Genomic DNA, 22,464 nt, shown 5'->3' with positions numbered 1-22,464 from the left:
GTTGGACGCTTTAGCGGTGTCCCTCGACCCGCTGGAGATCCGCACCCCGGCCCAGTTCAAGGCGCTGGCCCACCCGTTCCGGCACCGGTTGCTGTTCGCGCTCGGGGCCGGTCCCGCCACTGTCAGCCAGCTCGCCACCCGGCTCGGCGCGGCGAAGGGCACTGTCGCCCACCATCTCGGCGTGCTGACCGAGGCCGGCATGGTCCGCCCGGCACACAGCCGGCAGGTCCGGGGCGGCACCGAGCGCTACCACGAACGCGCCTTCCGCCGGCTCGTCGGCGCCGACACCGACGCCGGCGCCACCACGGCGCTGCTCGGCGCGTTCGCCGAGGAGCTGGCGGGCGACCCCGACCCGCTCGTGCACCTGCGGCACCTGCGGCTCACCCCGGCCCAGGCGCAGCGGCTCCGGTCCACGTTGGACGAGCTGGTCGGCGAGGCCGAGGAGGCGCCACCGGGCCAGCCGCGCTACGGCGTCCTGGTGTCCCTCTACCGGCACCCGGGTACGGTCCGCTGACCGACAGCCGTCGACTCTGGCGGCGACCCCCGGCGCTGACTAGGCTTGCGCCGTCCGTCGTCCTGCCCTCGCCGTCGAGGGTGCACGTCTGGAAGAGAGCCGGAGCGCATTGTTGTACCCCAGCTCGACGTGAGCCTCGCCGCCGCGGCGCCGGCCCGTCATCCGCTCGCCGGCCGTGTCGGACTTGCCGCGGCCGCCGTCGCCGTACTCGCGGAAACGGCCTGGCTGGTCGCCCGGCTGCCCGGCGCGGCGCTGGTCAGCGACCTCGGCGCGATGGCGGTGTCGAGCCTGGCGGCGGTGCTCTGCTTCGGCGCGGCGCGGCGCCACCCGGCCGCCTTGCGCCGGTTCTGGGAGCTGCTTGCGGCCACCATGGTCCTCGCCGCGCTCGGCCGTACGGTGTGGACTGTCGAACGCCTCGGCGGGCTCGGCCTGCCGCACACGCCGCTGGTCGCCGGACTGTTCGCCGCCGGCATCGTCACCGGCACCGCCGCCCTGCTCAGCTTCCGCGCCGGCCCGCGCAGCCTGATCGGCCGGGCCCGCACGCTGCTCGACGGGGTCATCGTCGGGCTCGCACTCATCCCGATCGGGTGGGTGGTGGTGTTCCAGGAGATCACCGAGGCCGGCCTGGCCGATCCGATGCGCACGTTCGGCCTGCTCTACCCGATGTTCGACCTGATGCAGCTGACGATCCTGGTGGCGGTCGCCGGTCCGGGCCGGCCGATGTGGCGGGCGCTCACCGTGATCGGGGCGGGCCTGGCGATCCGGGCCGGCGCGGACGCCGTCTACGTGTCCCTGGTCGCGCACGACAACTACACGCCCGGTCACCCGGTCGACATCTGCTGGCCGCTGAGCTACCTGCTGGTCGGTCTGGCCACCCGCTATCCGCCGCCGACCGACGAGGACGGCGAGGACGACGTGGTCGAGTCACCGCTGCCGCCGTGGTGGCGCGTCGCGCTGCCGTACCTGCCGGTGGGCGGCGCGATCGTCGCGGTCATGCTGTCGCGGCGGCCCAGCGGGCAGACCCCGCACGTGGTCTTCGTCGGCATGATGGCCCTGCTCGGGGTGCTGGCGCTGCGCCAAGGGCTGGCCGCGAACGAGAACCTGCGGCTGGTCGGCCGGCTGCGCCGGCTCGCGTACTCCGACCAGCTCACCGGTCTGCCGAACCGGCTGACGTTCGTGCGGCGGCTGCGCCGGGCGTTGCGCGCGGGCGGGCCGGTCGCCGTGGTGCTGCTCGACCTGGACGGCTTCAAGCAGGTCAACGACAGGTTCGGGCACGCCGCCGGGGACCGGTTGCTGACCACCACCGCGGAGCGCATGCGGGACGCGGTCGGCCCGGACGGGATGATCGCGCGGCTGGGCGGCGACGAGTTCGCGGTGCTGGTGGCCGGGGAGCGCCCGGTGCCGCCCGAGCGGCTCGCGATCCGGCTGCTCGCCGCGCTGGAACCGCTGCCCGGCGAGGAGGACCTCGGCGTCCACCCGTCGGCGAGCATCGGCATCGCCGAGTACGGGCCGCAGCACACGTCGCACACCGACCTGCTCCGCGACGCCGACATCGCCATGTACGCGGCGAAGGCGGCCGGCAAGGCCGCGTACCGCACGTGCACGCCGGAGCTGCGCGAGTCGGCGGTGAGCCGGGCCGAGCTGATCGCCGACCTGCGCCGCGCGGTGGATGAGGGCCAGTTGCTGATGGAGTTCCAGCCCATCGTCGACCTCGACACCGGCGCGGTACGCAGCGCCGAGGCGCTGGTGCGCTGGCGGCATCCCCGGCTCGGCGTGCTCACCCCGGCCCGGTTCCTGCCGCTGGCCGAGGAGACCGGGCTGATCGTGGCGATCGACAGGTGGGTCATCCACGAGGCGTGCCGGGCCGCGGCGACGTGGCGCACGCACGCGCCGGAGGTGACGGTGGCGGTCAACATCGCCGCCGCCCACCTGTGCCGGCCCGACCTCATCGCCACTGTCACCGGCGCGGTCGCCGCGGCCGGCCTGCCGCCCCGCGCGCTCACCCTGGAACTCACCGAGTCCGCGCTGATCGAGGGCAGCGAGTCGGTGCTGGACCGGCTGTCCCAGCTGCGCGACCTGGGCATCCGGATCGCCATCGACGACTTCGGCACCGGCTACTCCTCGCTGAGCTACCTGCACCGCATCCCGGCCACCGAGTTGAAGATCGACAGGTCGTTCGTGTCCCGGCTGGACGCCGGGGACAGCCGCGCGTACGCCACCGTCGAGATGGTGAACCGGCTGGCCGGCGCGTTCGACCTGGCCGTGGTGGCCGAGGGCGTGGAGACGGTCGCGCAGCACGCGGCGGTCACCGCGATCGGCTGCCGGCAGGGCCAGGGCTGGCGGTACGGCCGTCCGACCGCACTGCCGGACCTGCTTCCCGCGTTGTCCGGCGCCGGCGCGGAGCGCTGAGCGGCCCGGTCCGCGGGGGGCCGAAGGTCCCGGACAGGACAGGGGGTTCGGCCCTGCTTCCGGGCGGCCCGCCACCGCAGGATGGTTCTCGTCAACAAGTTACGGAAACAACCTCCACACGGGAGCTTGATATGAAGCGACGGACTCTCGACCTGCTGTTCAGCATCGGTGGGCTGGGCCTGGCGGTCCTGCTGCTCGTCGTCGGCGTCGTCCTGACGACGAACGCCAACTTCGCCAACGACTACGTACGCAGCCAGCTCGGCGAGCAGAACATCACCTTCACCCCGGCGGACAAGCTCTCCGACGAGGAGAAGAAGTCGGACTGCCTGCGCGAGTACGCCGGCCAGAAGATGACCACCGGCAAGCAGGCGGAGTGCTACGCCAACGAGTACATCGGCCTGCACCTGAAGAACATGGCCGGTGGCAAGACCTACGCCGACCTGGGCGAGCCGCAGAGCGCGCTGCGCGAGCAGGTGGCCCAGGCCGAGCAGAGCAACGCCGCGAACCTGGCCGACCTGCAGAAGCAGCTCGCCGAGGTGAGCGCCCAGCGGGAGACCGTGTTCAAGGGCGAGACGCTGCGCGGCCTGCTGCTCACCTCGTACGGCTTCAGCGAGTTCGGCCGCAAGGCCGAGCAGGGCGCCCTGGCCCTGTACCTCGGCGCGGGCCTGCTGTTCCTGCTCTCGGTCGCCGGTCTGGTGCACGCCTTCCGGACCCCGGCCAGCGCGACCTTCGCCGCCGCGGAGAAGGAGAAGGTCACCAACTGACCGCACCGACGACGCCCCCGGCCGATCATGGTCGGGGGCGTCGTCGTTTTTCCGGGCTTGACCCTCACGCAGCGGGAGGCGGCAGCCTTGGTCGCGGAAGGGAGGGGACCATGGCGTACACAGTGGGGCAGGTGGCGCGGGCGGCCCGGGTGACGGTCCGGACGCTGCACCACTACGACGAGATCGGGCTGCTGCGGCCCAGCGGGCGCACGCCGGCGGGCTACCGCCGGTACGACGACGCGGACCTGGACCGGTTGCAGCTCATCCGGTACTACCGCGAGCTGGGGTTCCCGCTGGAGGAGATCGCCGAGATCCTGGACGATCCGGACGCCAACCCGGTGGCGCACCTGCGCCGGCAGCACGAGCTGCTGTCCGGGCGGATCGGGAAGCTCCAGGAGATGGTCGCGGCGATCGAACACGCGATGGAGGCGAGGACGTTGGGGATCCAGTTGACGCCGGAGGAACGGTTCGAGGTGTTCGGGGACTTCGACCCGGACGAGCACGCCGAGGAGGCCGAGCAGCGCTGGGGCGACACCGAGGCGTACCGGCAGTCGCAGGAGCGCGCGGCCCGCTACTCGAAGGAGGACTGGCTGCGCAACAAGGCGGAGAACGAGGACTGGGGGCGGCGGTTCGCCGCGCTCATGGACTCGGGCGCGCCGGCTGACGGCCCGGAGGCGATGGCGCTGGCCGAGGAGCACCGGCAGCTCATCACCAAGTGGTGGTACGACTGCTCATACGAGATCCACACCGGCCTGGCCGACATGTACGTGGCCGATCCGCGGTTCACCGAGTACTTCGAGACGCTGCGGCCCGGGATGGCCGCCTACCTGAACGAGGCCATCCACGCCAACGCGATCACCCGGGCCTGACCGGGCGTCCGTGGCAGGATGGCCGGCATGCTCATCGTCGCCGGCACCCTCTACGTCGATCCGGCCCGGCGGGACGCTTACCTGGCGTCCTGCGAGGCCGCCGTCCGCGCGGCCCGCGCCGCGCCCGGCTGCGTCGACTTCGCGGTCAGCGCCGACCTGGTCGAGCCGGGCCGGATCAACGTCTACGAGCGGTGGGAGTCCGACGAGCAGTTGCTGGCGTTCCGGGGCTCCGGCCCGGAGGCCGAGCAGGTGACGGAGATCCTCGGCGCCGAGGTGCACAAGTTCCGCATCTCCGGCGTCGAGGCTCCCTGACCCGTCGCTAGATGAAGACGTCGAGCAGTAGGACGCCGAGGAAGCCGACCACCGAGATGATGGTCTCCATCACCGACCAGCTCTTGATGGTCTGCCCGACGGTCAATCCGAAGTACTCCTTCACCAGCCAGAAGCCGGCGTCGTTGACGTGCGAGAAGAACAGCGACCCGCAGCCGATGGCCAGCGCCAGCAGCGCCACCTCGGGGCCGGCGAGCGTGTCGGCCAGCGGCGCGACGATGCCGGCGGCGGTGATGGTGGCGACTGTGGCCGAGCCGGTGGCGACCCGGATGCCGACCGCGACGAGCCAGCCGAGCAGCAGCGGCGAGAGGTTCGCGCCGTCGGCGGCGTTCGCGACCAGGTCGCCCACGCCGGCGTCGACGAGCACCTGCTTGAAGCCGCCACCGGCGGCGACGATCAGCAGGATGCCGGCGATCGGCGGCAGTGAGCCGCCGAGAAAACCGGAGACCTGGGTACGGCTGAAGCCGGACCGGTAGCCCAGGAAGATCATGGCGAAGATGACGCCGGCGAGCAGGGCGATGATCGGGGTGCCGACGATGTCCAGCGCCTTGCGGCCGGCGGTGTCCTCGGCGAGTGTCAGCTCGCCGATCGCCCGCAGCAGCATCAGCACCACCGGAAGCAGCACGGTGACCACCGCCGCCCACAGCGCCGGGGAGCGGCTGGATCGCCGGCCGGCCGGCTCCTCGATGGAGGCCCCGGGGCGGCCGGTGCCGGGGTTGAGCAGGTCGTCGTCGGTGACCAGGTCGCCGTCGGCGTCGACCCGGCCGTCACCGGGACGGGTCGGGCTGCGGTCGTCGGCGGCGTCCCGCCGGGTCGGCAGCAGCGCCGCCGGGGCGGTGGCCGGCACGTACCGGGCGATGAAGTTGCCGAAGACCGGACCGGCGATGATCACCGTGGGGATCGCCACCAGCAGCCCCAGCGCAAGCGTCTGACCGAGGTTGGCGCCGAGCGCGTCGATCGCCACCAGCGGGCCGGGGTGCGGCGGCACCAGGCCGTGCAGCACCGACAGTCCGGCGAGCGCGGGAATGCCGATCTTGATCAGCGGGACGTTCACCCGCAGCGAGACCAGCAGCACGATCGGCACCAGCAGCACCACGCCGACCTCGAAGAACAGCGGCAGGCCGATGAGCGCGGCCACGCCGGCCATCGCCCAGGGCAGCGCGGTGCCGGAGACCCGGCTGACCACCCGTTCCACGATGCCGTCCGCACCGCCGGACTCGGCCAGCAGGCCGCCGATCATCGCGCCGAGCGCGATCAGCAGACCCACGCCGCCGACCGTGGAGCCGACGCCGCCGCTGAACGACGTGACGATCTTGTCGACGGGTACGGCGGCGACAACGCCGAGCACCGCCGCGCCCAGGATCAGCGAGAGGAACGGGTGCACCTTGCCCCAGGCGATGAGCAGCACGACGGCGGCGATGCCGAGCAGGGCGGCGAGGACGAGTCGGGTGTCACCGGCGTTCGTGAGCGGTTCCGCGGGAGCAGCGAGCAGTGTGACCACGGCGATCACGCCCTTCGGTCGTCAGCGGGGAGGTGCTGTGGGTGGTGGTTCCGGCGGCAGGCTGGGCGCCATCCGCCGCAGTGAGGCGAACGTGGGCACGAGCGCGTCGTACAGCTCGGAGAAGAGGGGGAGCAGCGCGGCGTACGTGGCGGCGGAGGCGGGTTCCGGGTGGACCGTCTCCTCGATCCGGACCAGGTCGGCGGCGACCTCGATCGACTCGATCAGCCCGAGCGCCTGCATGCCGAGCAGCGCGGCCCCGAAGCCGGACCCCTCGTGCCCGGCGGGGAACCGCACCGGCATGCCGAGCGCGTCGGCGAGGATCTGCCGCCACAGTGGACTGCGCGCGAAGCCGCCGCTGGCGCGGACCTCGCGTACCTCGTTGCCGGCCGCCCGGACCGAGGCGAGGACGAGTGCGAGCTGCTGGCAGACGCCCTCCAGCGCGGCCCGGACCAGGTGCGCCCGGCCGTGGCCGTGGGTCAGCCCGACGTACGCGCCGCGCGGCAGCGCGCTCCAGTGCGGCGCCCGTTCGCTCAGCAGGTACGGCAGCATGATCAGCCCGCCGGAGCCGACCGGCGCCTTGGCGGCCAGGTCGAGCAGTTCCTCCTCGGCGTGCTCACCCAGCTCCGGGGCGAGCGCGTCGTTCGCCCACTGGAGCACGATCCCGCCGTTGTTGATGGCGCCGCCGACCACCCAGCGGTCCTCGGTGAGCGCGTAGCAGAACACGCCGCCGAGCGGGTCCACGCCGGGGCGCTCCACCATCACCCGCATCGCGCCGCTGGTGCCGATCGAGCAGGCCACCACGCCGGGGCGTACCGCGCCGAGGCCGAGGTTCGCCAGCGGCCCGTCGCCGGCGCCCACCACCAGCGGGGTGTCCGCCGGCAGCCCGGTGGCCCGCGCCGCCTCGGCGGTGAGCCCGGGCAGCACGTGGGTGGTGGGTACGAGCTGGGGGAGCTGCTCCTCGGTGATGCCGGCCAGGCGCAGCGCCTCGGCGTCCCAGGCCAGCCGGTGGATGTCCATCAGGCCGGTGGCCGAGGCGACCGAGTGGTCGGTGACGAGCGCGTCGGCGAGCCGCCGCAGCACCAGATCCTTGATGCCGACCCAGTGCGCGACCCGCTCGTGCAGCTTCGGCTCCTGCTCGGCGAACCAGACCAGTTTGGGCAACGGCGCCATCGGGTGCACCGGGGTGCCGGTGCGCCGGTGCAGCGCGAGTCCGGACGGCACCGCCCGCAGCCGCTCGGCCTGCGCGCTGGCCCGGGAGTCGGCCCAGGTGATCGACGGGGTGAGCGGGGCGCCGTCGGCGTCCAGCCCGATCAGGCTGTGCATGGCGGTGCTGAACGACAGGCCGGCCACCGGTACGCGCAGCTCGTCCACCACCGCGCGGATCACGCCCAGCACGGCCTGGTGGATGAGTTCCGGATCCTGCTCGGCCCAGCCCGGGTTCGGCTCCTCCAGGGGGTAGCCGATCGAGTGGCTGACCAGTTGCCGGCCGGTGGTGTCGAACGCGACGGCCTTGGAGCTGGTGGTGCCGATGTCCACTCCCACCACCACGGCCGGGTCGCCCACCGGTGCACCTCCTTGCCGCCGGGGGCCGCGGTCCGCCCCGCTGTTGCGGCTGACGTTACCGACGTGTCCACGCGACCGCATGACGAAGCGGGACCGCCGGAGGCCGGTGGCACGGAACGTGAATCGACGCGGGAGTTTCCGCCGATTGTGGAGGTCAATCAGCCGATCGGTCTAATTGGTGACTTTCGCGTGTCTTCGTACCCCTGCCGGATCGTTGACATGAAAGACACCCCGATTGGTGGGCTCGCGCGGCGGAGGAGTCGGCGTGGCGAAGACTGATTCGACGGGTTCCACATGGCGGTACCGGTGGGCGCACCGGCAGAACGAACGGCGGCAGCGGGGGTTCCGCGCGGCCGACGAGGCGTGGCGACGCCGCGACGACGAGCTGCGCCGCCTGCGTACGCTCGCGGTGTCCTTCCACGGCTCGGCCCAGGCGGGCGTCGGCCTGCCGATGGAGCTGGCCCCCGGCGAGGTGGTCTTCTGGACGCTCCCGGCCGCGCAACTGGTGGAGGTGCGGCACACCGCCGTGCTGCCCGCCCCCGAGCTGACGGTCGACCCCGACCTGCCCGTGCTGCGCCCGCGCCGCCCGGAGGGGGTCAAGGTGGTCGACGCCGGGCTCGCGGTGCTCACCAACCGCCGGCTGGTGCTGCTCGGCGGGCGCGGCCGGCGCGACTGGGCGTACGGCCGGATGACCGGCCTGTCCCACGACCCCGGCGCGCCGGTCACCCTGATCCAGGTGCTGGACCGGCGACGTACCTCCGGGCTGCTGCTGCCCACCGGCGCGGTGGCCGACTTCCGGTTCACGCTCACGCTCGCGTTCGCCGACGCGATCGAGCAGCGCGCCGCGGTGGTGGCCGAGCTGGACGAGCTGATCGAGGAGCACGCCGCGGAGCGCCCGCAGCGCCCGCCGGTGCTCACCCCCGCCCAGGCTCGGGTCTCCGCGCTGGTGCCCGGCGGCCGGCGCACGGTGGCAGTCGGCGCGGCGCTCGCGCTCGTCGTGCCGGCAATGCTCTTCGAGACCAACCCGCCGACCCGGGCCGGCTCGGAGCGCGCCGCCGCGGCCACCCCGGCGGCCACCGGCACCCCCGCGCCGCCGCAGGTCGCTCCCGCCGTCCAGGTCCGGCCCACGGCCAGCCCCGAGCCGTCGCGCGCCCGTCCCGCGCCGCCGCGCGGCACGCCCCAGCCGCCGGTCGAGCGCCGCTGCGGCGCCCCGGCGAACCCCTTCGGGTACGACTTCTGCGGCGGCCAGCGGATCCGCCGGCCGGCTGCCGAGGTGTGCGAGTGGTTCGAGTGCGTACCCGGCTTCTGGTCCGATCGGGGCTGGCTGGTGCAGTGCCGTGACGGCTCGATCAGCCGCACCGGCGGCCAGCGCGACGTGTGCGCCGGTCACCAGGGGCTGCGCCGGACCGTCTGGCGCTGACGCCGGTTCAGCCAGCCGCCTTGACGTGGGTGATCCCCGTCAGGCGGACGTCAGCAACTCCCGGTAGCGGTTGTCGAGGTGTTCGCGCAGCGATTTCTCGTGTTGTCGCACTTTCATGTGCGGGATTCCCAAAGAACTGTCTCATGTAGAGATTTAGGTAATACCACACGTGGGTGGGAAGCGTTGTCCCGATGCTGGTGAGAAGCCACACAAAGATCGACCGTGGTCAGTCTTGTTGCCATGACTCGACTAATGGCAGGGTCGGGTTATCACACAAACCGCACGGGAGGATCACAGAGTGTCACACTCATTGGTGAAGCGGTCGCTGGGAATCGTCGCTGCCGTGGCCACAGGAATGCTGCTGTTGGCTGCTCCGGCTCAAGCGGCACCGAAAACCGAATCGGCGAGCGGCGAGTCGGCGAAGCCGACGGTCAGTGCCGCCGAGATCGAGGCGAACAATGCAGCGGTGTGGGCGTCGCTGCCGCCGAACGTGACCATGACGGTCACCGGCGGGAAGCCCAAGCTCCAGGGCTCGATCGACCACTACACGCAGAACGGCCCTACGGTCACGACGGGAATGACTCCCTTGGCGGTGTCCGCAATTCCATTCTCCTTCACGTTCGATGGAGTTTGGAGCATGGATGGCCGAGACTTCAGGTCCACGAAGACGAGTTTCTGCAAGGACATCGAAGCCACGTGGGATTACCCTCAGGGGTCGTACCACCAGTTCAAGGTGAGCCTTTCAGCGGGCGGGACCATCACCGTTCCCACTGACGGCGTGACGCGCACCTGGTGCTGGTCGAATGTTCCGACGAACACCACCATGCACTTCTACTACTTCTCCACCGGCAACTCCGGCGGTGACATCGCGAAGGCCTCGGGCAGTGGCTCGGTCCACTACTGACCCGCAGACCTGCTGAGAATGCGCGGAGGCGAGTAGCCTCCGCGCATTCTTGCGTCGGCGGACCGCACTCAGGGGGCGAACGGTGTCATGATCGACAATCTGGTCAGATCGGCAAGGTCGGCTGTGGGCGTTAGCTCCACGGTGGTCGCGCCCGCCACCTTGTCCGCAGAGGCTCGCCCGATGGTGACAGCGCCGACCCGATCGCTCTGCTGGGACGGATCCGGCATCACCACACGGTTGGTCCGGTAGACCTCACCGTCAGCGGGGATGCCTTCCATCACGAGCTTTCCGCCGGTGCCGCGCACGAAGCCCGGAACATTGCTGATGTTCGTGTACACCCGGCCCGTGAACCCGGTGCTGGTGACGAGGTCGACAGTGGCTTCGCCACGGACGGTGTCGACCGCGGAAACCCGTCCGACCAGACCTTCGGCGACGACCGCAAGTTGCCCTCGCCGGACTTCCTGATCCTTCGGGAACGCCACAATGATCTGGTGGTCGTTCCTGCCGATCACGTCGGCGGGTACGGCCCGCGCATCGCCGTCCACGCCGGCCTCGCCAGGCATCTCGAACATCTTCGTAAAACCGGCGAACGGTCGCGTCGGCTTGACGAACCCCGCGATCGTCGTCGTCTGCGCGGTCGCGGCGAGCGGGAGTCGTTCCACGACGAGACGGCTGGTGGGTCCGTCCGGTTCTTGAACGATCTCGTCGTCGACAGCCGTGCTCGACACCCTCAGCGCTGTCACGCCCGGCATGGCGAGGGCAATGACATAGGTGCCCGCAGAGTCGTTGCTCACCTCGCCGGCGGCTCCGGAAAGCCGCGGACTGACCAGACTTATCACCTGGGTCTTCACCGGATCAGGCGCCGGCCGATCGACCCGCATCCGCAAGGCGTCCGCCGCACCGGAATCACCTGTGAAGAACGCCAACCGCGCGTCACCCTGCTTGTCGTACCCCTGCAGGACGACAACTGTCGAGCGCAGGCGTGGATGGCGCGTCGCGACAAGTGCTCGAACATCCGTGTGCGGGCCCGTCGAGCCGGCACGGTCCCAGACTCCGGTGGCCTCCCGGACCAGTCCCGCGTCCACGTCGCCCGCCGGAGACCAGCCCAGAAAGGGGCCGTCCGGCGGCGGTGCGGCGAGTTGCGGCGTGGACCCGAATCCGACCACCCGAAACGTCGTGACCAGCACCGCCAAGCACACTGCCGCCGCGGCTCCGGCGGCGATTCGCCGCCGGCCGCGACGCCGCTCCGCCCGCCGCATGATCTTGCCGGCATAGCCTTCTGTCGGTGCCACCGACTCGGCCAGATCCGCCAGGCCGTCGCGCAACTCCGTCGTGTCATGTTGCATAGCGCACCTCTTGATCAGCGACAGCGTCGGCCTCAATCCACTGCTGACGCAGAGTCCGCAGGCCCCTTGACGAAAGACTCTTGACCGTGCCCACCGAACAACCCATGACGAGCGCCGCGTCCTGCTCCGACAGATCCTCGTAGAAGCGCAGTACGACGGCGGCACGCTGTCGTGCCGGCAGCCCGTCCAACGCCCGGCGGAGCAGGTCCCGCTGTTCCACGCCCACGTACTCGTCGCGTGCCTGAGTCTCCACCAGGCGGCCCAAGGGCTGTTCCCACCAGGATCGGCGTCGCCTCCAGGACACGAACGTGTTCACCAGCACGCGCCGAACGTAATGATCGACGCCTTCGGAGCGTTGCAGCCGAGACCACGCCACTACCGTCTTGGCCAGCGTCGTCTGGACCAGATCCTCGGCTTTGCCGCGGTCTCCGCACAGCAGGAAGGCGGTCCGAAGCAGCGACCCGTAGCGCGCCCGCACAAAGGCTGTCACCTCCTCATCCTCGCGATCGTGCATCGGCCACCCGCACCTTCGGTTTCGATCTCACGGCCACTACTTACGCCCTCGACCCGAGCAAACGTTGCCGTGACCCCGGGAAATCTTTGACGATCAATTATCTCGGCCCGCGGGTCGATGGGAGTGACGACCGGCCCGGCGCCCGACGAATGTGGTCGCCTCCGGTGGCGGTTTCCGGCTACCGTCCGGCCGTGTCCCGCACCGTCACGTTGATCCTGCTCGACGCCACCGGCCGCCCGCTCGGCGCGCTGCCGTCGTTCGACGTGCCGGAGCCGTGGTGGCAGGAGGTCGCCTCGATCGTGGCCGAGGTCCGGCGTCGCCACGGTCTGGAGGTCGCCGTGCTGCGGCTGCTCGACGCCGACCGTCCCGCGCCGCCCGGCGGGCGGGTCCGCTACCTGGCACAGACCGCAGCCGTCGCCCCGGCCGTACCTCTGGAACCGGTTGCCGTGGACCTGGCGCCGCACCCGCTGCGCCAGCCGTGGGCGCAGGCCGGCGGACCGGACCGCAGCGTCGCCTGGGCGGCGGGTGAGCTGCGCCGGCTCGGCCGCCCGGTGACGGCGGTGGCGCAGCAGCGCACCTGGAACCTCTCCGCCATCTGGCGCCTTGACACCCACCAGGGACCGGCCTGGCTCAAGCAGCTCCCGCCCTTCGCCCACCACGAGCCGGAAGTCCTGCGCCGGCTCCCCTCGCTGGCCGGTCGTCCCGGTGACGCGGACTCCTCGATCGACGCGCCGGTGGTGCTCGCCGCAGACGGGGAAGGGCGGATGCTGCTGGAGGACGTGCCGGGACAGGACCGGTACGGGGCCGGGGAGGGGGAGCGGGCCGCCATCGCGGCCGGGCATCACCCGGTGCAGCGGCTGGCGTGCGGCGTCGTCGGTGAGCTGGTCGCGGCGGGAGTGCCGGACCTGCGCGGGGCGGGGCTGGCGGACTGGATCCGCGAGCGGCTGGACGGGCACGACCTGTCGGTGGCCGCCGGCCTGCTCGACGGACTCGACCACCGGCTCCAGCAGGTACGTGACTGCGGCCTGCCCGACACGCTCGTACACGGCGACCTGCACCCCGGCAACGTACGCGGCGACGGGCGGCGGCGGGTGGTGATCGACTGGGCGGACGCGTTCGTCGGCCACCCCGCCTTCGACATCCTGCGCCTGACCGAGGAGGTCGACGTCGACGCCGCCGCCCGGCTGGTCGACGCGTGGGCGCGGCGCTGGTGTACCGACGTGCCGGGCAGCGACCCGCACCGGGCCGTCGACCTGCTCCGGCCGGTCGCGCCGCTGCGGCTGGCCGCCGTGTACGCGATGTTCCTCGACGCGATCGAGCCGGGTGAGCACCCGTACCACGTACACGACGTGCCGGCTGCGCTGGCGCGAGCGGCGGCCACGCCCTAGACGCGGCGGATCGGGATCCACAGCTCCGCGTCGGCGGTGCCGCCGTCCTCGGCGACCCGCACCCGGGAGATCTCCGGCCCCGGGCGGGCCTCGTACGGGTTGGACGGGAACCAGGACGTGAACACGGCCCGCCACAGGTGCTGCACCGCCACTGGGAACGCCCCGGAACTGGAGAACACCGCCCAGTCGCCGGCCTCGACCGGCAGGCTGTCCAGGTCGCCGGGCACCTCCGCGCCGGTCACCGCCGCGTACCAGTAGTCCAGTTCGGCGCCCTCGTCGCGGGAACCGGCCAGCTCGGCGCTGACGTTGACGATCCCGCTCGGCTCCTGGTCGGACAGCGCCTCGATCCGGCGTACCGTGGCCGGGTCGATGCCCCTGACGAACGCCACGATGTGCGGATTCATGCCCTCGTGGACGAGCGGCACCCGGGCCGACAGGCCGGCGAGCCGGAAGGCGTCCTTGGTCACGATCCGGTAGTCCATGCTGGTGTTCCCTTCGACGACGAGCCGGAAGGACATCCGGGGCTGGGACCGCAGCACCGCACCGCCCTGCCGGGCCTGCGTCGGCCCGACGCCGTGCACGGCCCGGAACGCGCGGGCGAACGCCTCGTTTGAGCCGTACCCCCAGCGGACCGCCACGTCGAGCAGCGACTCCCGCCCGGCGAGCACGTCCGCGCCGGCCAACGTCATCCGGCGACGGCGCACGTACTCCGACAGCGGCAGCCCGGCCAGCGCCGAGAACAGCCGGCCGAAGTGGTGCTCCGACACGCCCGCGATCCGGGCCAGCGTGGCCACGTCGAGCGGCCTGTCGAGCCGCTGTTCGAGGTGGTCCAGCGCGGCGTTGAGCCGATCCAGCACCCGTTCTTCCCTCCTGGTGACGCCGTCGACGCTAGGTTCCCGGACGCCCGCCGACCCGATCGCAGCGGACCCGGTCCGGTCGCCTCATCGACACTGGCGGGGGTGTCGCACAATCACGGCGTGATCTTCCGCAGGAGACGCCCCAAGAAGAAGTGGAACTGCGATGCGTGCGACTCTCCGTTCCTGAATTGCTGCGACCTGGGCATCTTCTCGACGCTGCTCACCCTCGGCTCGGTGACCGGGGGCGTCGTCCGGCGGCCCGCCGTGGACCGGGCCGGCCGGGCCGCCATCCTCGGCTACCGGCGCTGGCTGTCGCACCGCTGGCCGGGCACCTGCCGCTACACGCCCACGTGCAGCGCGTACGGGCTCGCCGCGGTGGAGCGGTACGGGCTGGCGGCCGGCGGTCGGATGGCCGCCGACCGGGTCCGCCGATGCCGCCCCGACGTGCCGCACGGCACCCACGACCCGGTGCGCTGACGCCGCTCGCCTCGGCAGCGCGCGGAGGTGCCGTCGCCACGTCGGGGAGGTGGCGGTGTCCCGGTGCGCCGGATGCCGCCACTGCGGCGACCTGGCGTCGATCGAGGTGGCGGTCAGCCGACCGACGTGGGGCCGCCGAACACCACCGGGACGCCGGGTGAGTAGAGCACGCTCATCGGTGGCCCGTCCGGCGCGGGCAGACCTCCGGCGGTGACCAGCTCGTCGTCCAGGTGCAGCAGCTCGGCGCGGTGCAGCGGCCACTGCGGATGCCAGTTCGGCAGGTGGAGCGTGCGGCCGTACGCGCGGGTGTGCAGTCCCCAGCGGGCGGTGAGGAAGTGTTCCAGCGGCGTCGGCTCGGCGATGGGCGCGCCGACGCGTACGGTCATGCGGCTGGACGCGCCGGACGGGCCGGGCCAGCGGCGGCGGCAGCGGTAGGTGATCGTGTCGCCGGAGCGGTCCAGTCGCATCGCCGACCACTTGTACGGCAGGCGCAGGCTCAGCTGGGCCACCAGCACCGGCACCAGCCGCGACGCGTCCAGCGAGCGGAACACGACAGCGCGCCGCCCGGAGCCGTCGACCGAGTAGAGCCGCACGTTCGTCTCCCAGAACGTGCCGAAGTACGGCACGCCCGGGCCACGGCCGAGGCCCACCCCGACCATCCGGAACCCGATCAGCCCGACGTAGGTAAGCCCGTCGAACGTGTCCGGCCGGGTGCCGGTGGGCAGCAGTGGCGCCACCCGTTCCGGCGGGACCGCCCAGTGCAGGAAGGTGAGGTCGTGCCAGCGCTGCGCCAGCCAGGCCCGGCGGATGGCGCGTACCGGAGCGTGCTCGACCGGTTCGATCTCCACCGGCCCATCGTGCCTCCCGGACGCAACCGACTCACTCCGGTCGGTGGCAGACCGCCTCGACGTTGTTGCCGTCCGGGTCGCGGACGAACGCGCCGTAGTAGGTGGCGTGGTATTCCGGCCACTCCTTCGGCGCGTGCAGCACCTCCGCGCCGACCGCCACCGCCGCGTCGTGGAACGCGCGCACAGTGGCACGGTCACCGGCGGTGAACGCGAGGTGCACCGGCACCGGCGTGGCGTCGGACGGTGCGGGCTCCACCCAGAAGTCGGGCTTGTCGACGCCGTAGCCGATCGGGCCCGGCTCCATGAGCCGCCGCGCGCCCAGCGGGGCGAGCACCGTGTCGTAGAAGGCGCCGCTGGCCGCCAGGTCGCGTACCGCAATGGACAGGTGGTCGAGCACGTCGCCTCCCTGCGATCGTCGATGACCGGGCCAGGCTACGAGCCCCCTACGACACTTCCGCCCGGGTGCGGGACGCCCGCTGCCGCCGGGCGGTGTCCGCGACGATCAGCAGGCCGGGAACTGCGCCGATCAGCCCGATCACCCCGGCCGGCCAGTGGATCAGCGAACCCACCGCGCCCCGGATCTCCGGCACGTCACCCACCACGTAGGAAGCCTCCGGGTCGTCGGTGCGGCAGTCGAGCGTCCAGAGCCCGGCGGCGGGCACCCGTACCGTGGCCACCCAGGCGAACGACGCGGCGTCGCCGCCGTAGTCGCCCGGCGCAACGGAGACCGGCTCGGCCACCCGGACCTCCGCGCCGCCGCCGGTGGCCCGGCAGTCCGGGTCCGCCGGGGAGAAGCCCACCGCGAAGATCGCGTACGCCCCGGCGGCCGGCGCCGTGAACCGTCCCGCCGACGCCGTGTAGGGACCGACTCCGCCGTACTCCCGAGGGGGTTCGCCGATCGTGCTGTCCTCGGCGCCGAGCCGTACCGCGGGTTGCGCCAGCAGCGCGCCGAACACGACGGCGAGCCCGCCGACCAGGTAGCCGCGTCGCGACGCCGGGCGGGCCCGGCGGGGCAGGCGCCCGCCCACGGCGTACCCGATCAGCGCCCCGACCACCGCGAGCGCCGCGCCGCCGAGCAGAGCCCGCCCCCAGCGGGCCTCGCCGGTCAGTGGCACGACCCACCGGAAGAACGCCAGCGACACCGCGAGAAGCGCCGACGTGACCAGCGTGGACACGCCGACGGCCGCGGCCGGGCGGCGGGGTTGCCGGGCCGCCAGCACGGCGGCGAGCAGCGGCGACGCGAGCACCGGCCACCACAGCGCGGTGGAGACCGGCTGGTCCTCCTCCCACCTGTGGGTCCACTCGTGGACGACGAGCGGGGCCGGCACGGTCGCCGCCAACCAGGCGCTGAGCACTCCGGGACCGGGCAACCACAGACGCATCAGCTGAGTCTCGACCACCCGGATCATCGACGAAAGTCCGCGAGCCGTCCGAAAGGGATTGCTCACGCAGCGTAGGATCGCTTGCGACACAGCCGAACACACGGGGGAAACGATGTTCGAGCGCCTGGGCAGATTCGTCGTGGGCAAGGCGTGGTGGGTGATCGGCGGCTGGGTCGTCGCCGCGATCGCGATCATCGCCGCCAGCCCGTCACTGAGCGACATCACCTCCGCCGACCAGGAGAGCTTCCTGCCGCGCTCCTACGAGTCGGTGCAGGCCACCGAGCTGGCCGAGAAGTCGTTCCCGCAGGCGGCCACCGCCACCGCCACCGTCGTGGTCAAGCGCGGCGACGGCAAGCCGCTCACCCCGGCCGACGAGGCGCGCGTGGGGCAGCTCGCCACCGCGCTCAAGGCCCGCGACATCCCGCAGACCTCCGGCTACCTGACCGGCCCGCAGGCCGTCGCGCCGGACAAGTCGGTGCAGGTGGTCACCGTCGGTCTCGACGCCGACAGCCCGGACGACCCGGGCCTGCTCGACGCCGTACGCGATCTGCGTGCCGCCCTCGGGCCGGACCTGGCCGGCAGCGGCCTGACCGCCGGGGTGGCCGGCGACGTGGCCAGCTTCGTCGACAACGAGGACACGTTCAACGAGGCGTTCGCGGTGGTCGGCATCGCCACCATCATCCTCATCATCGGGCTGATCCTGATCATTTTCCGCAGCCCGATCGCCGCGCTGCTGCCGGTGGTGGTGATCAGCGTCGTCATGTCCGTCACCACCGGGCTGGTCGCCGCCGCCGGCAAGGCGTTCGACCTCAACGTCAGCCAGGACCTGCAGACCATCCTGCTGATCGTGCTGTTCGGCATCGGCACCGACTACATCCTGTTCCTGCTGTTCCGCTACCGGGAGCGGCTGCGCGCCGGCGACGACAAGCGTACCGCCATGATCGTCTCGGTGCAGCGGGTCGGCGAGGTCATCACCTCGGCCGCCGGTGCGGTCATCGTGGCGTTCCTGGTGCTGCTGCTCGCCTCGCTCGGCTTCTTCGGCTCGCTCGGCCCGGCGCTCGCCATCGCCGTCGGCGTCATGCTCGTCACCTCGCTGACCCTGATCCCGGCACTCGTGTCGCTGCTCGGCCGGTGGGTGTTCTGGCCGTCGAAGGCGTGGCAGCGCGTACCGAAGGCGACCCTGTCCCGGCGGCTCGGCGCCGCCGTCGGCCGTCGCCCGGCCGTCGTCGCAGCGGCCTCCGGCGTGCTGCTCGTCGCGCTCGCCGCCGGGGTGCTCGGCTACAAGGCCGACTACGACTTCAGCGCCGGCTTCCCGCAGGACACCGAGTCGGCACGGGCCGCACAGGACCTCCAGCGCGGCTTCGCCGCCGGTGCGCTCGCGCCCACCGAGGTCTACCTGACCACCGCCGACGGCACCCCGCTCACCGACCAGCAGGTGAACGACTTCGCCGCCGCGTCGGCCCGCGCACCGGGCGTCGGGCGGGCGCAGCCGCCGGAGCGCAGCGCTACCGACCCGAGCGTCGCCCGGATCAGCCTGCTGCTGAACGAGAACCCGATGTCCAACGAGGCAATCACGCTGGTCCGCGACGACCTGCGGGACGCGTTGCATGCCGCCGCGCCGCCAGGCACCAAGGCCCTCGTCGGCGGCGCCACCGCGATCTTCGCGGACATCAACTCGGCGAACAACAGGGACCTCTCGGTCATCCTTCCGGTCGCCGCCGGCCTGATCGCGCTCATCCTCGGGTTGCTGTTGCGCAGCCTCGTCGCGCCGGTCTACCTGGTGATCGCGGTGCTACTCAACTTCGCCGCCACGCTCGGCGCGACCGTCTACGTGTTCCAGGGGCTCCAGGGCAACCCGGGCGTCACGTTCCAACTGCCGATCATCCTCTACCTGTTCGTGGTGGCGATCGGTACCGACTACAACATCCTGATGATCGCCCGGCTCCGCGAGGAGGCGCGCGAAGGCCACGAACCACACGCGGCCGCCGCGATCGGGGTGGAACACGCCGGCCCGACAGTTGCCGCGGCCGGGCTGATCCTGGCCGGCACGTTCGGGGTCCTGATGCTCGCCCCGATCTCGTTCCTCCAGCAGATGGGCTTCGCCGTGGCGATCGGGATCGTGCTGTCCGCGTTCGTCATGTCGATGTTCTTCGTACCGGCGCTGACCGGGCTGATCGGCCGCAAGGCGTGGTGGCCGGGGCACGGCGACGAACGGCGCAACGGCGGTGGCGGCGGTGGCGGCGGCCGGCACGCGGCGCCCGAGCCGGCGGACGCGACGCCGGTCTGACTGTCACCCGCCCCGGCGCGGCTCACCCCTCGCCGGGGCGGACCAACCCGCTCTCGTACGCGATCACGACGAGCTGCGCCCGGTCGCGGGCGTTCAGCTTCTGCAGCAGCCTGCTCACGTAGGTGCGGGCGGTGTCGGGGCTCAGGAACAGCGCCTGCCCGATCTCCGTGTTCGACCGCCCCGCGCCCACCTGCGCGAGCACGTCCCGCTCCCGGGCCGTCAGTCCGGCCAGCCGCGCCGGGTCGACAACCGGCGAGCGGGCCGCCGCCGCGAGCACCCGCCGGGTCACAGCGGGGGACAGCAGCGCGTCGCCACCGGCCACCGTCCGGACCGCGTCCCGCAGGGCATCCGGCGCAGTGTCCTTGAGCAGGAAACCGGCCGCCCCGGCGCGGATCGCCTCGAACAGGTACTCGTCGTCGTCGAACGTCGTCAGCATCACCACCTGCACGCCGTCCAGCGTCGGGTCGGTCAGGATCCGGCGGGTCGCCTCCAGCCCGTCCCCGCCGGGCATCCGTACGTCCATCAGCACGATGTCGGGCCGCTGCTCGCGTACCACGGCGAGGCCGCTGCCGCCGTCGCCCGCCTCGCCGACCACCTCGATGTCCGGCGCCCGGTCGAGCAGCGCGCGCAGGCCGGTGCGGACCAGGTGCTGGTCGTCGACGAGGACGACGCGGATCGGGCTCACGCGGTCACCCCCGCCAGCGGCAGGCTGACCGCCACACGGAAGCCGGCGGTGCCGCGCGTGCTGGGTTGGATTGTGTCGCTTTTGATCGTGCCGGTTTCGACTGTGCCGCCGAGGAGGGCGACGCGCTCGGCCATGCCGCGAAGGCCCTGACCCCTTTCGTCCGCGCGGCCGGCGGGCGGGCCACCGCGGCCGTCGTCCACCACCTCCAGCGTGAGCCGACCGGCCGCGGCGCGCACCGTGACGGTGATCCGGGTGGCCTCGGCGTGGCGCAGCACGTTGGTCAACGCCTCCTGCACGACCCGGTAGACGGTGCTGCCCACCACCGCCGGAAGCGTCTCCACCGGCCCCTCGACGCGCAGGTCGATTTTTAGTCCGCTCTGGCGTACGCCCTCCACGAGCGCCGGGAGCTGATCGAAGCCGGGTACCGGCTCCCGTGGCCCGGGCTCGCGGCGCAGCGTGCCGAGCGTGGCCCGCAACTCCGCCATCGCGCTGCCGCTCACCGACCGGATCGCGGCCAGCGCGCTCTCCGCCTGCGCCGGATCGCTGTCGGCGAGCGCCTCCCGGGCGACGGCGGACTGCAAACTGATCACCGACATCGTGTGGCCGAGCGTGTCGTGCACCTCCCGGGCGATGCGCAGCCGCTCCGCCTCCACCTGACGGGCCGCCTCCCGGTGACGCTCCTCGTCGGCCGCGACCGCCTGCCGGATCAACGCCGCCCGCAGCGACCTGCGGTTGCGTACCGCGTCGCCGAGGGCAACGACGGCGAGCAGCAACGCCGCCTCCGAGCCCAGTTGCGTACCGACGACGACGCCGATGTCGTCACCCTCGACCAGCCGCGCGACCACCGACACGGCCAGCAGGCTCCCGGCGACGACGGCGGCCGGGACCACCCGCCCGCGCTCGGACACCCGGTAGAGCACAGCCGCGGCCGGGGCGGCCACCCCGACCGGCGGCAGGTCCAGCGCGTAGTACCCGAGAATGGCGACCGCCGTGGCCAGCAGCGCCGGCACCGGCCACCGTCGGGCACCCAGCACCAGCCCGCCCAGCCCCGCGCCGAACACCACGGCGAGCGCCGCGGCGCCGGCAGCGGGCCGCTCGGCCGCCACGGCCACCGCGACCAGGCCGAGCGTGGCCGCCGCGAGCAGCGCGTCGGCGCGTCCAGGCGAGGTGTCGGGCACGCTTCGAGCCTAGGTCCGCCCGGCCCCTCGGCGCTGTCGTCCGCAGGCGTCAGGGACACCCCCGAGGCGTACGCCGAGAAGCGACAACCGGTCGCGCGGCCACGCGGACGACGGTGCCCGCCCGCCGACCTAGCGTCGATGGCATCCCCGATTGGTGAGGAGAACCCTCGTGGTACGCACACGACTGACCTGGATCGCCCTTATTGCCATGGTTTGGGCATCGATGATGTCGTTCGGCGGAGTGGCCGCCGAGACAGTCATGCTCTACCCGAACGTCTTCAACGACGCGCCCGCCTCGCTCGACCGGGCCCGCGAGTTCCTCGTCCACGGCGGCCCGCACGACTACTTCCCGCCGCTCGGCGCGTCGGTGATCCTCAGCAGCGTCGCCGCGACCCTGCTCACCTGGCGCGACCGCCGGCTGCGCTGGTGGATCGCCGGCGCAACCGTAGTCTTCGTCGTCTGCGAGTTCCTGTTCTCCGCCGTCTTCTTCTGGCCGCGCAACGAGATCATGTTCGTGGACCCGGTGGGGACCCACTCGCCGGAGTACCTGCGGCAGGTCGCCGCTGAGTTCGTCGCCGGTCACTGGGTGCGTTTCGCCGGAGGTGCGGTGACGGCCGTACTGGCGTTCGTCGCGCTGCTGAAGTTCGTGCGCTCGACGGCGCCCGGTTCGGCGTCGGCTTCGGCTTCGGGTTCGGTGCCGGCTTCGGGTTCGTCGTCTTCGGCTTCGGCTTCTTCGGAGGGGGCGCGATGAGCGGGATCCGCCGTACCCTCGGGTTCTCCTGGCCGGCGCTGGTCGCGCTCGCAGCGCTGGCCGCCCCGCGCGTGGCCCTGCACGACCTGGGCGTGGTGCCGGAGGGCACGGTCGTGGCCGCGCTGCTGGCGGTCGGGCCGCCGTTGTGCTGGGTGGCCGCCGTGCTGTGGCGGCGACCGCCGCGCCCGTTCCTGACGCTCGTCGTGGTCGGGGCGCTGTACGGGGTGTTCCTGGCGGTCGGTCACCAGGTGTTCTGGGACTCGTCGCTGGGGATGGACGCGCCGGGGCTGGCCGGGCTGGCGCCGGGGGCGCGGGAGGCGTTGTTGCGGGGAGCGGCGGTGATGTCGAGCCTGGTCACCGGGACGATGGTGGGGGTGGTGGCCGGGGCGGTGGCGGTGCTGTTGAGCCGGGTGCTGCCCGCGCAGGCCCGACGTCGCGAGCAGGCCGGTAGTTCTCGCCCGGCCGCCTGAGCAGGCG

General features: G+C 72.4%; 22 protein-coding genes. 12 read left to right on the top strand and 10 right to left on the bottom strand.

Annotated elements, in window-relative coordinates; genetic code table 11:
• The first annotated feature begins 16 nt into the window (after positions 1–16).
• From ACSDG8_RS11995 to ACSDG8_RS11975, 5 genes are all read left to right on the top strand, one after another.
• Positions 17–514: an ArsR/SmtB family transcription factor gene (locus tag ACSDG8_RS11995; RefSeq protein ID WP_210899772.1), complete on the top strand. Its 498-nt coding sequence runs from the start codon at positions 17–19 to the stop codon at positions 512–514.
• Between the two features lie 129 nt (positions 515–643).
• The gene (locus ACSDG8_RS11990; protein WP_210899769.1) at positions 644–2,923 is read left to right on the top strand and encodes a putative bifunctional diguanylate cyclase/phosphodiesterase; all 2,280 of its coding nucleotides are present in this window, start codon (positions 644–646) and stop codon (positions 2,921–2,923) included.
• 131 nt (positions 2,924–3,054) lie between these two features.
• On the top strand, positions 3,055–3,687 hold the full coding sequence (locus tag ACSDG8_RS11985; protein WP_210943169.1) for a hypothetical protein: 633 nt from the start codon (positions 3,055–3,057) through the stop codon (positions 3,685–3,687).
• A gap of 110 nt (positions 3,688–3,797) precedes the next feature.
• Complete coding sequence (locus tag ACSDG8_RS11980) at positions 3,798–4,556, top strand: MerR family transcriptional regulator (RefSeq protein WP_210943170.1); 759 nt, start codon at positions 3,798–3,800, stop codon at positions 4,554–4,556.
• Positions 4,557–4,583: 27 nt separating this feature from the next.
• Positions 4,584–4,868: a putative quinol monooxygenase gene (locus ACSDG8_RS11975; RefSeq protein ID WP_091418876.1), complete on the top strand. Its 285-nt coding sequence runs from the start codon at positions 4,584–4,586 to the stop codon at positions 4,866–4,868.
• Between the two features lie 7 nt (positions 4,869–4,875).
• Here ACSDG8_RS11975 and ACSDG8_RS11970 read toward each other — a convergent pair whose 3' ends face one another.
• A complete protein-coding gene (locus ACSDG8_RS11970) occupies positions 4,876–6,387 on the bottom strand; it encodes a GntT/GntP/DsdX family permease (RefSeq protein ID WP_210943207.1) in 1,512 nt (503 codons plus the stop codon).
• A gap of 21 nt (positions 6,388–6,408) precedes the next feature.
• Positions 6,409–7,950 (bottom strand): gluconokinase, encoded by a 1,542-nt coding sequence (locus ACSDG8_RS11965; protein WP_439427876.1) that lies wholly within the window; start codon positions 7,948–7,950, stop codon positions 6,409–6,411.
• 265 nt (positions 7,951–8,215) lie between these two features.
• Here ACSDG8_RS11965 and ACSDG8_RS11960 point away from each other — a divergent pair, with 265 nt between their 5' ends.
• Both ACSDG8_RS11960 and ACSDG8_RS11955 read left to right on the top strand, forming a co-directional pair.
• Positions 8,216–9,370 (top strand): hypothetical protein, encoded by a 1,155-nt coding sequence (locus ACSDG8_RS11960; protein WP_439427875.1) that lies wholly within the window; start codon positions 8,216–8,218, stop codon positions 9,368–9,370.
• A gap of 313 nt (positions 9,371–9,683) precedes the next feature.
• A complete protein-coding gene (locus ACSDG8_RS11955) occupies positions 9,684–10,274 on the top strand; it encodes a hypothetical protein (RefSeq protein WP_210943173.1) in 591 nt (196 codons plus the stop codon).
• A gap of 68 nt (positions 10,275–10,342) precedes the next feature.
• On the opposite strand, the gene ACSDG8_RS11950 is transcribed toward ACSDG8_RS11955, so the two are convergent.
• Positions 10,343–11,620 (bottom strand): rod shape-determining protein MreC, encoded by a 1,278-nt coding sequence (locus ACSDG8_RS11950; protein WP_439427874.1) that lies wholly within the window; start codon positions 11,618–11,620, stop codon positions 10,343–10,345.
• Positions 11,610–12,134 (bottom strand): SigE family RNA polymerase sigma factor, encoded by a 525-nt coding sequence (locus ACSDG8_RS11945; RefSeq protein WP_439427873.1) that lies wholly within the window; start codon positions 12,132–12,134, stop codon positions 11,610–11,612. The genes ACSDG8_RS11950 and ACSDG8_RS11945 overlap by 11 nt, the downstream gene beginning before the upstream one ends.
• A 191-nt stretch (positions 12,135–12,325) precedes the next feature.
• On the opposite strand from ACSDG8_RS11945, the gene ACSDG8_RS11940 reads away from it, so the two are divergent.
• Positions 12,326–13,522 (top strand): aminoglycoside phosphotransferase family protein, encoded by a 1,197-nt coding sequence (locus tag ACSDG8_RS11940; RefSeq protein ID WP_439427872.1) that lies wholly within the window; start codon positions 12,326–12,328, stop codon positions 13,520–13,522.
• On the opposite strand, the gene ACSDG8_RS11935 is transcribed toward ACSDG8_RS11940, so the two are convergent.
• Positions 13,519–14,379 (bottom strand): AraC family transcriptional regulator, encoded by an 861-nt coding sequence (locus tag ACSDG8_RS11935; protein ID WP_210943177.1) that lies wholly within the window; start codon positions 14,377–14,379, stop codon positions 13,519–13,521. The two genes, ACSDG8_RS11940 and ACSDG8_RS11935, sit on opposite strands and share 4 nt — an antisense overlap.
• A gap of 120 nt (positions 14,380–14,499) precedes the next feature.
• Between ACSDG8_RS11935 and yidD the strand changes: the two genes are divergently transcribed.
• On the top strand, positions 14,500–14,856 hold the full coding sequence (yidD, locus tag ACSDG8_RS11930; RefSeq protein WP_307856269.1) for a membrane protein insertion efficiency factor YidD: 357 nt from the start codon (positions 14,500–14,502) through the stop codon (positions 14,854–14,856).
• Between the two features lie 113 nt (positions 14,857–14,969).
• Here yidD and ACSDG8_RS11925 read toward each other — a convergent pair whose 3' ends face one another.
• From ACSDG8_RS11925 to ACSDG8_RS11915, 3 genes are read right to left on the bottom strand one after another with little or no spacing between them, the layout of a single operon-like run.
• Positions 14,970–15,704 (bottom strand): YqjF family protein, encoded by a 735-nt coding sequence (locus ACSDG8_RS11925; RefSeq protein ID WP_210943178.1) that lies wholly within the window; start codon positions 15,702–15,704, stop codon positions 14,970–14,972.
• Positions 15,705–15,735: 31 nt separating this feature from the next.
• A complete protein-coding gene (locus ACSDG8_RS11920; protein ID WP_210943179.1) occupies positions 15,736–16,101 on the bottom strand; it encodes a VOC family protein in 366 nt (121 codons plus the stop codon).
• Between the two features lie 46 nt (positions 16,102–16,147).
• Complete coding sequence (locus tag ACSDG8_RS11915) at positions 16,148–17,086, bottom strand: hypothetical protein (RefSeq protein WP_210943180.1); 939 nt, start codon at positions 17,084–17,086, stop codon at positions 16,148–16,150.
• A gap of 112 nt (positions 17,087–17,198) precedes the next feature.
• Here ACSDG8_RS11915 and ACSDG8_RS11910 point away from each other — a divergent pair, with 112 nt between their 5' ends.
• Positions 17,199–19,373: an MMPL family transporter gene (locus ACSDG8_RS11910; RefSeq protein ID WP_439427871.1), complete on the top strand. Its 2,175-nt coding sequence runs from the start codon at positions 17,199–17,201 to the stop codon at positions 19,371–19,373.
• A 22-nt stretch (positions 19,374–19,395) separates the two neighbouring features.
• Here the strand turns inward: ACSDG8_RS11910 and ACSDG8_RS11905 are convergent, their stop codons facing one another.
• On the bottom strand, positions 19,396–20,058 hold the full coding sequence (locus ACSDG8_RS11905) for a response regulator (RefSeq protein WP_210943182.1): 663 nt from the start codon (positions 20,056–20,058) through the stop codon (positions 19,396–19,398).
• On the bottom strand, positions 20,055–21,236 hold the full coding sequence (locus ACSDG8_RS11900) for a sensor histidine kinase (protein ID WP_210943183.1): 1,182 nt from the start codon (positions 21,234–21,236) through the stop codon (positions 20,055–20,057). Before ACSDG8_RS11900 ends, ACSDG8_RS11905 begins: the two co-directional genes overlap by 4 nt.
• A gap of 208 nt (positions 21,237–21,444) precedes the next feature.
• Between ACSDG8_RS11900 and ACSDG8_RS11895 the strand changes: the two genes are divergently transcribed.
• Positions 21,445–21,987, top strand: a complete 543-nt coding sequence (locus tag ACSDG8_RS11895) for a DUF1772 domain-containing protein (protein WP_247688388.1) — start codon at positions 21,445–21,447, stop codon at positions 21,985–21,987.
• Positions 21,984–22,457: a hypothetical protein gene (locus ACSDG8_RS11890; protein ID WP_210943184.1), complete on the top strand. Its 474-nt coding sequence runs from the start codon at positions 21,984–21,986 to the stop codon at positions 22,455–22,457. Before ACSDG8_RS11895 ends, ACSDG8_RS11890 begins: the two co-directional genes overlap by 4 nt.
• Positions 22,458–22,464: the final 7 nt, after the last annotated feature.

It is taken from the genome of Micromonospora sp. LA-10 (assembly GCF_051853095.1).
In the GTDB taxonomy this organism is placed as follows: domain Bacteria; phylum Actinomycetota; class Actinomycetes; order Mycobacteriales; family Micromonosporaceae; genus Micromonospora; species Micromonospora echinospora_A.
The sequence above is the reverse complement of the archived record's forward strand: the minus strand, read 5'-3'. Positions and strand labels throughout refer to the sequence as shown.

Coding starts and splice junctions, on each gene's coding strand:
- ACSDG8_RS11985 (WP_210943169.1), top strand. CDS start 3,055: ATGAAGCGACGGACTCTCGACCTGCTGTTCAGCATCGGTGGGCTGGGC.
- ACSDG8_RS11980 (WP_210943170.1), top strand. CDS start 3,798: ATGGCGTACACAGTGGGGCAGGTGGCGCGGGCGGCCCGGGTGACGGTC.
- ACSDG8_RS11975 (WP_091418876.1), top strand. CDS start 4,584: ATGCTCATCGTCGCCGGCACCCTCTACGTCGATCCGGCCCGGCGGGAC.
- ACSDG8_RS11950 (WP_439427874.1), bottom strand. CDS start 11,620: ATGCAACATGACACGACGGAGTTGCGCGACGGCCTGGCGGATCTGGCC.
- ACSDG8_RS11945 (WP_439427873.1), bottom strand. CDS start 12,134: ATGCACGATCGCGAGGATGAGGAGGTGACAGCCTTTGTGCGGGCGCGC.
- ACSDG8_RS11915 (WP_210943180.1), bottom strand. CDS start 17,086: ATGCGTCTGTGGTTGCCCGGTCCCGGAGTGCTCAGCGCCTGGTTGGCG.
- ACSDG8_RS11910 (WP_439427871.1), top strand. CDS start 17,199: ATGTTCGAGCGCCTGGGCAGATTCGTCGTGGGCAAGGCGTGGTGGGTG.
- ACSDG8_RS11895 (WP_247688388.1), top strand. CDS start 21,445: ATGGTTTGGGCATCGATGATGTCGTTCGGCGGAGTGGCCGCCGAGACA.
- ACSDG8_RS11890 (WP_210943184.1), top strand. CDS start 21,984: ATGAGCGGGATCCGCCGTACCCTCGGGTTCTCCTGGCCGGCGCTGGTC.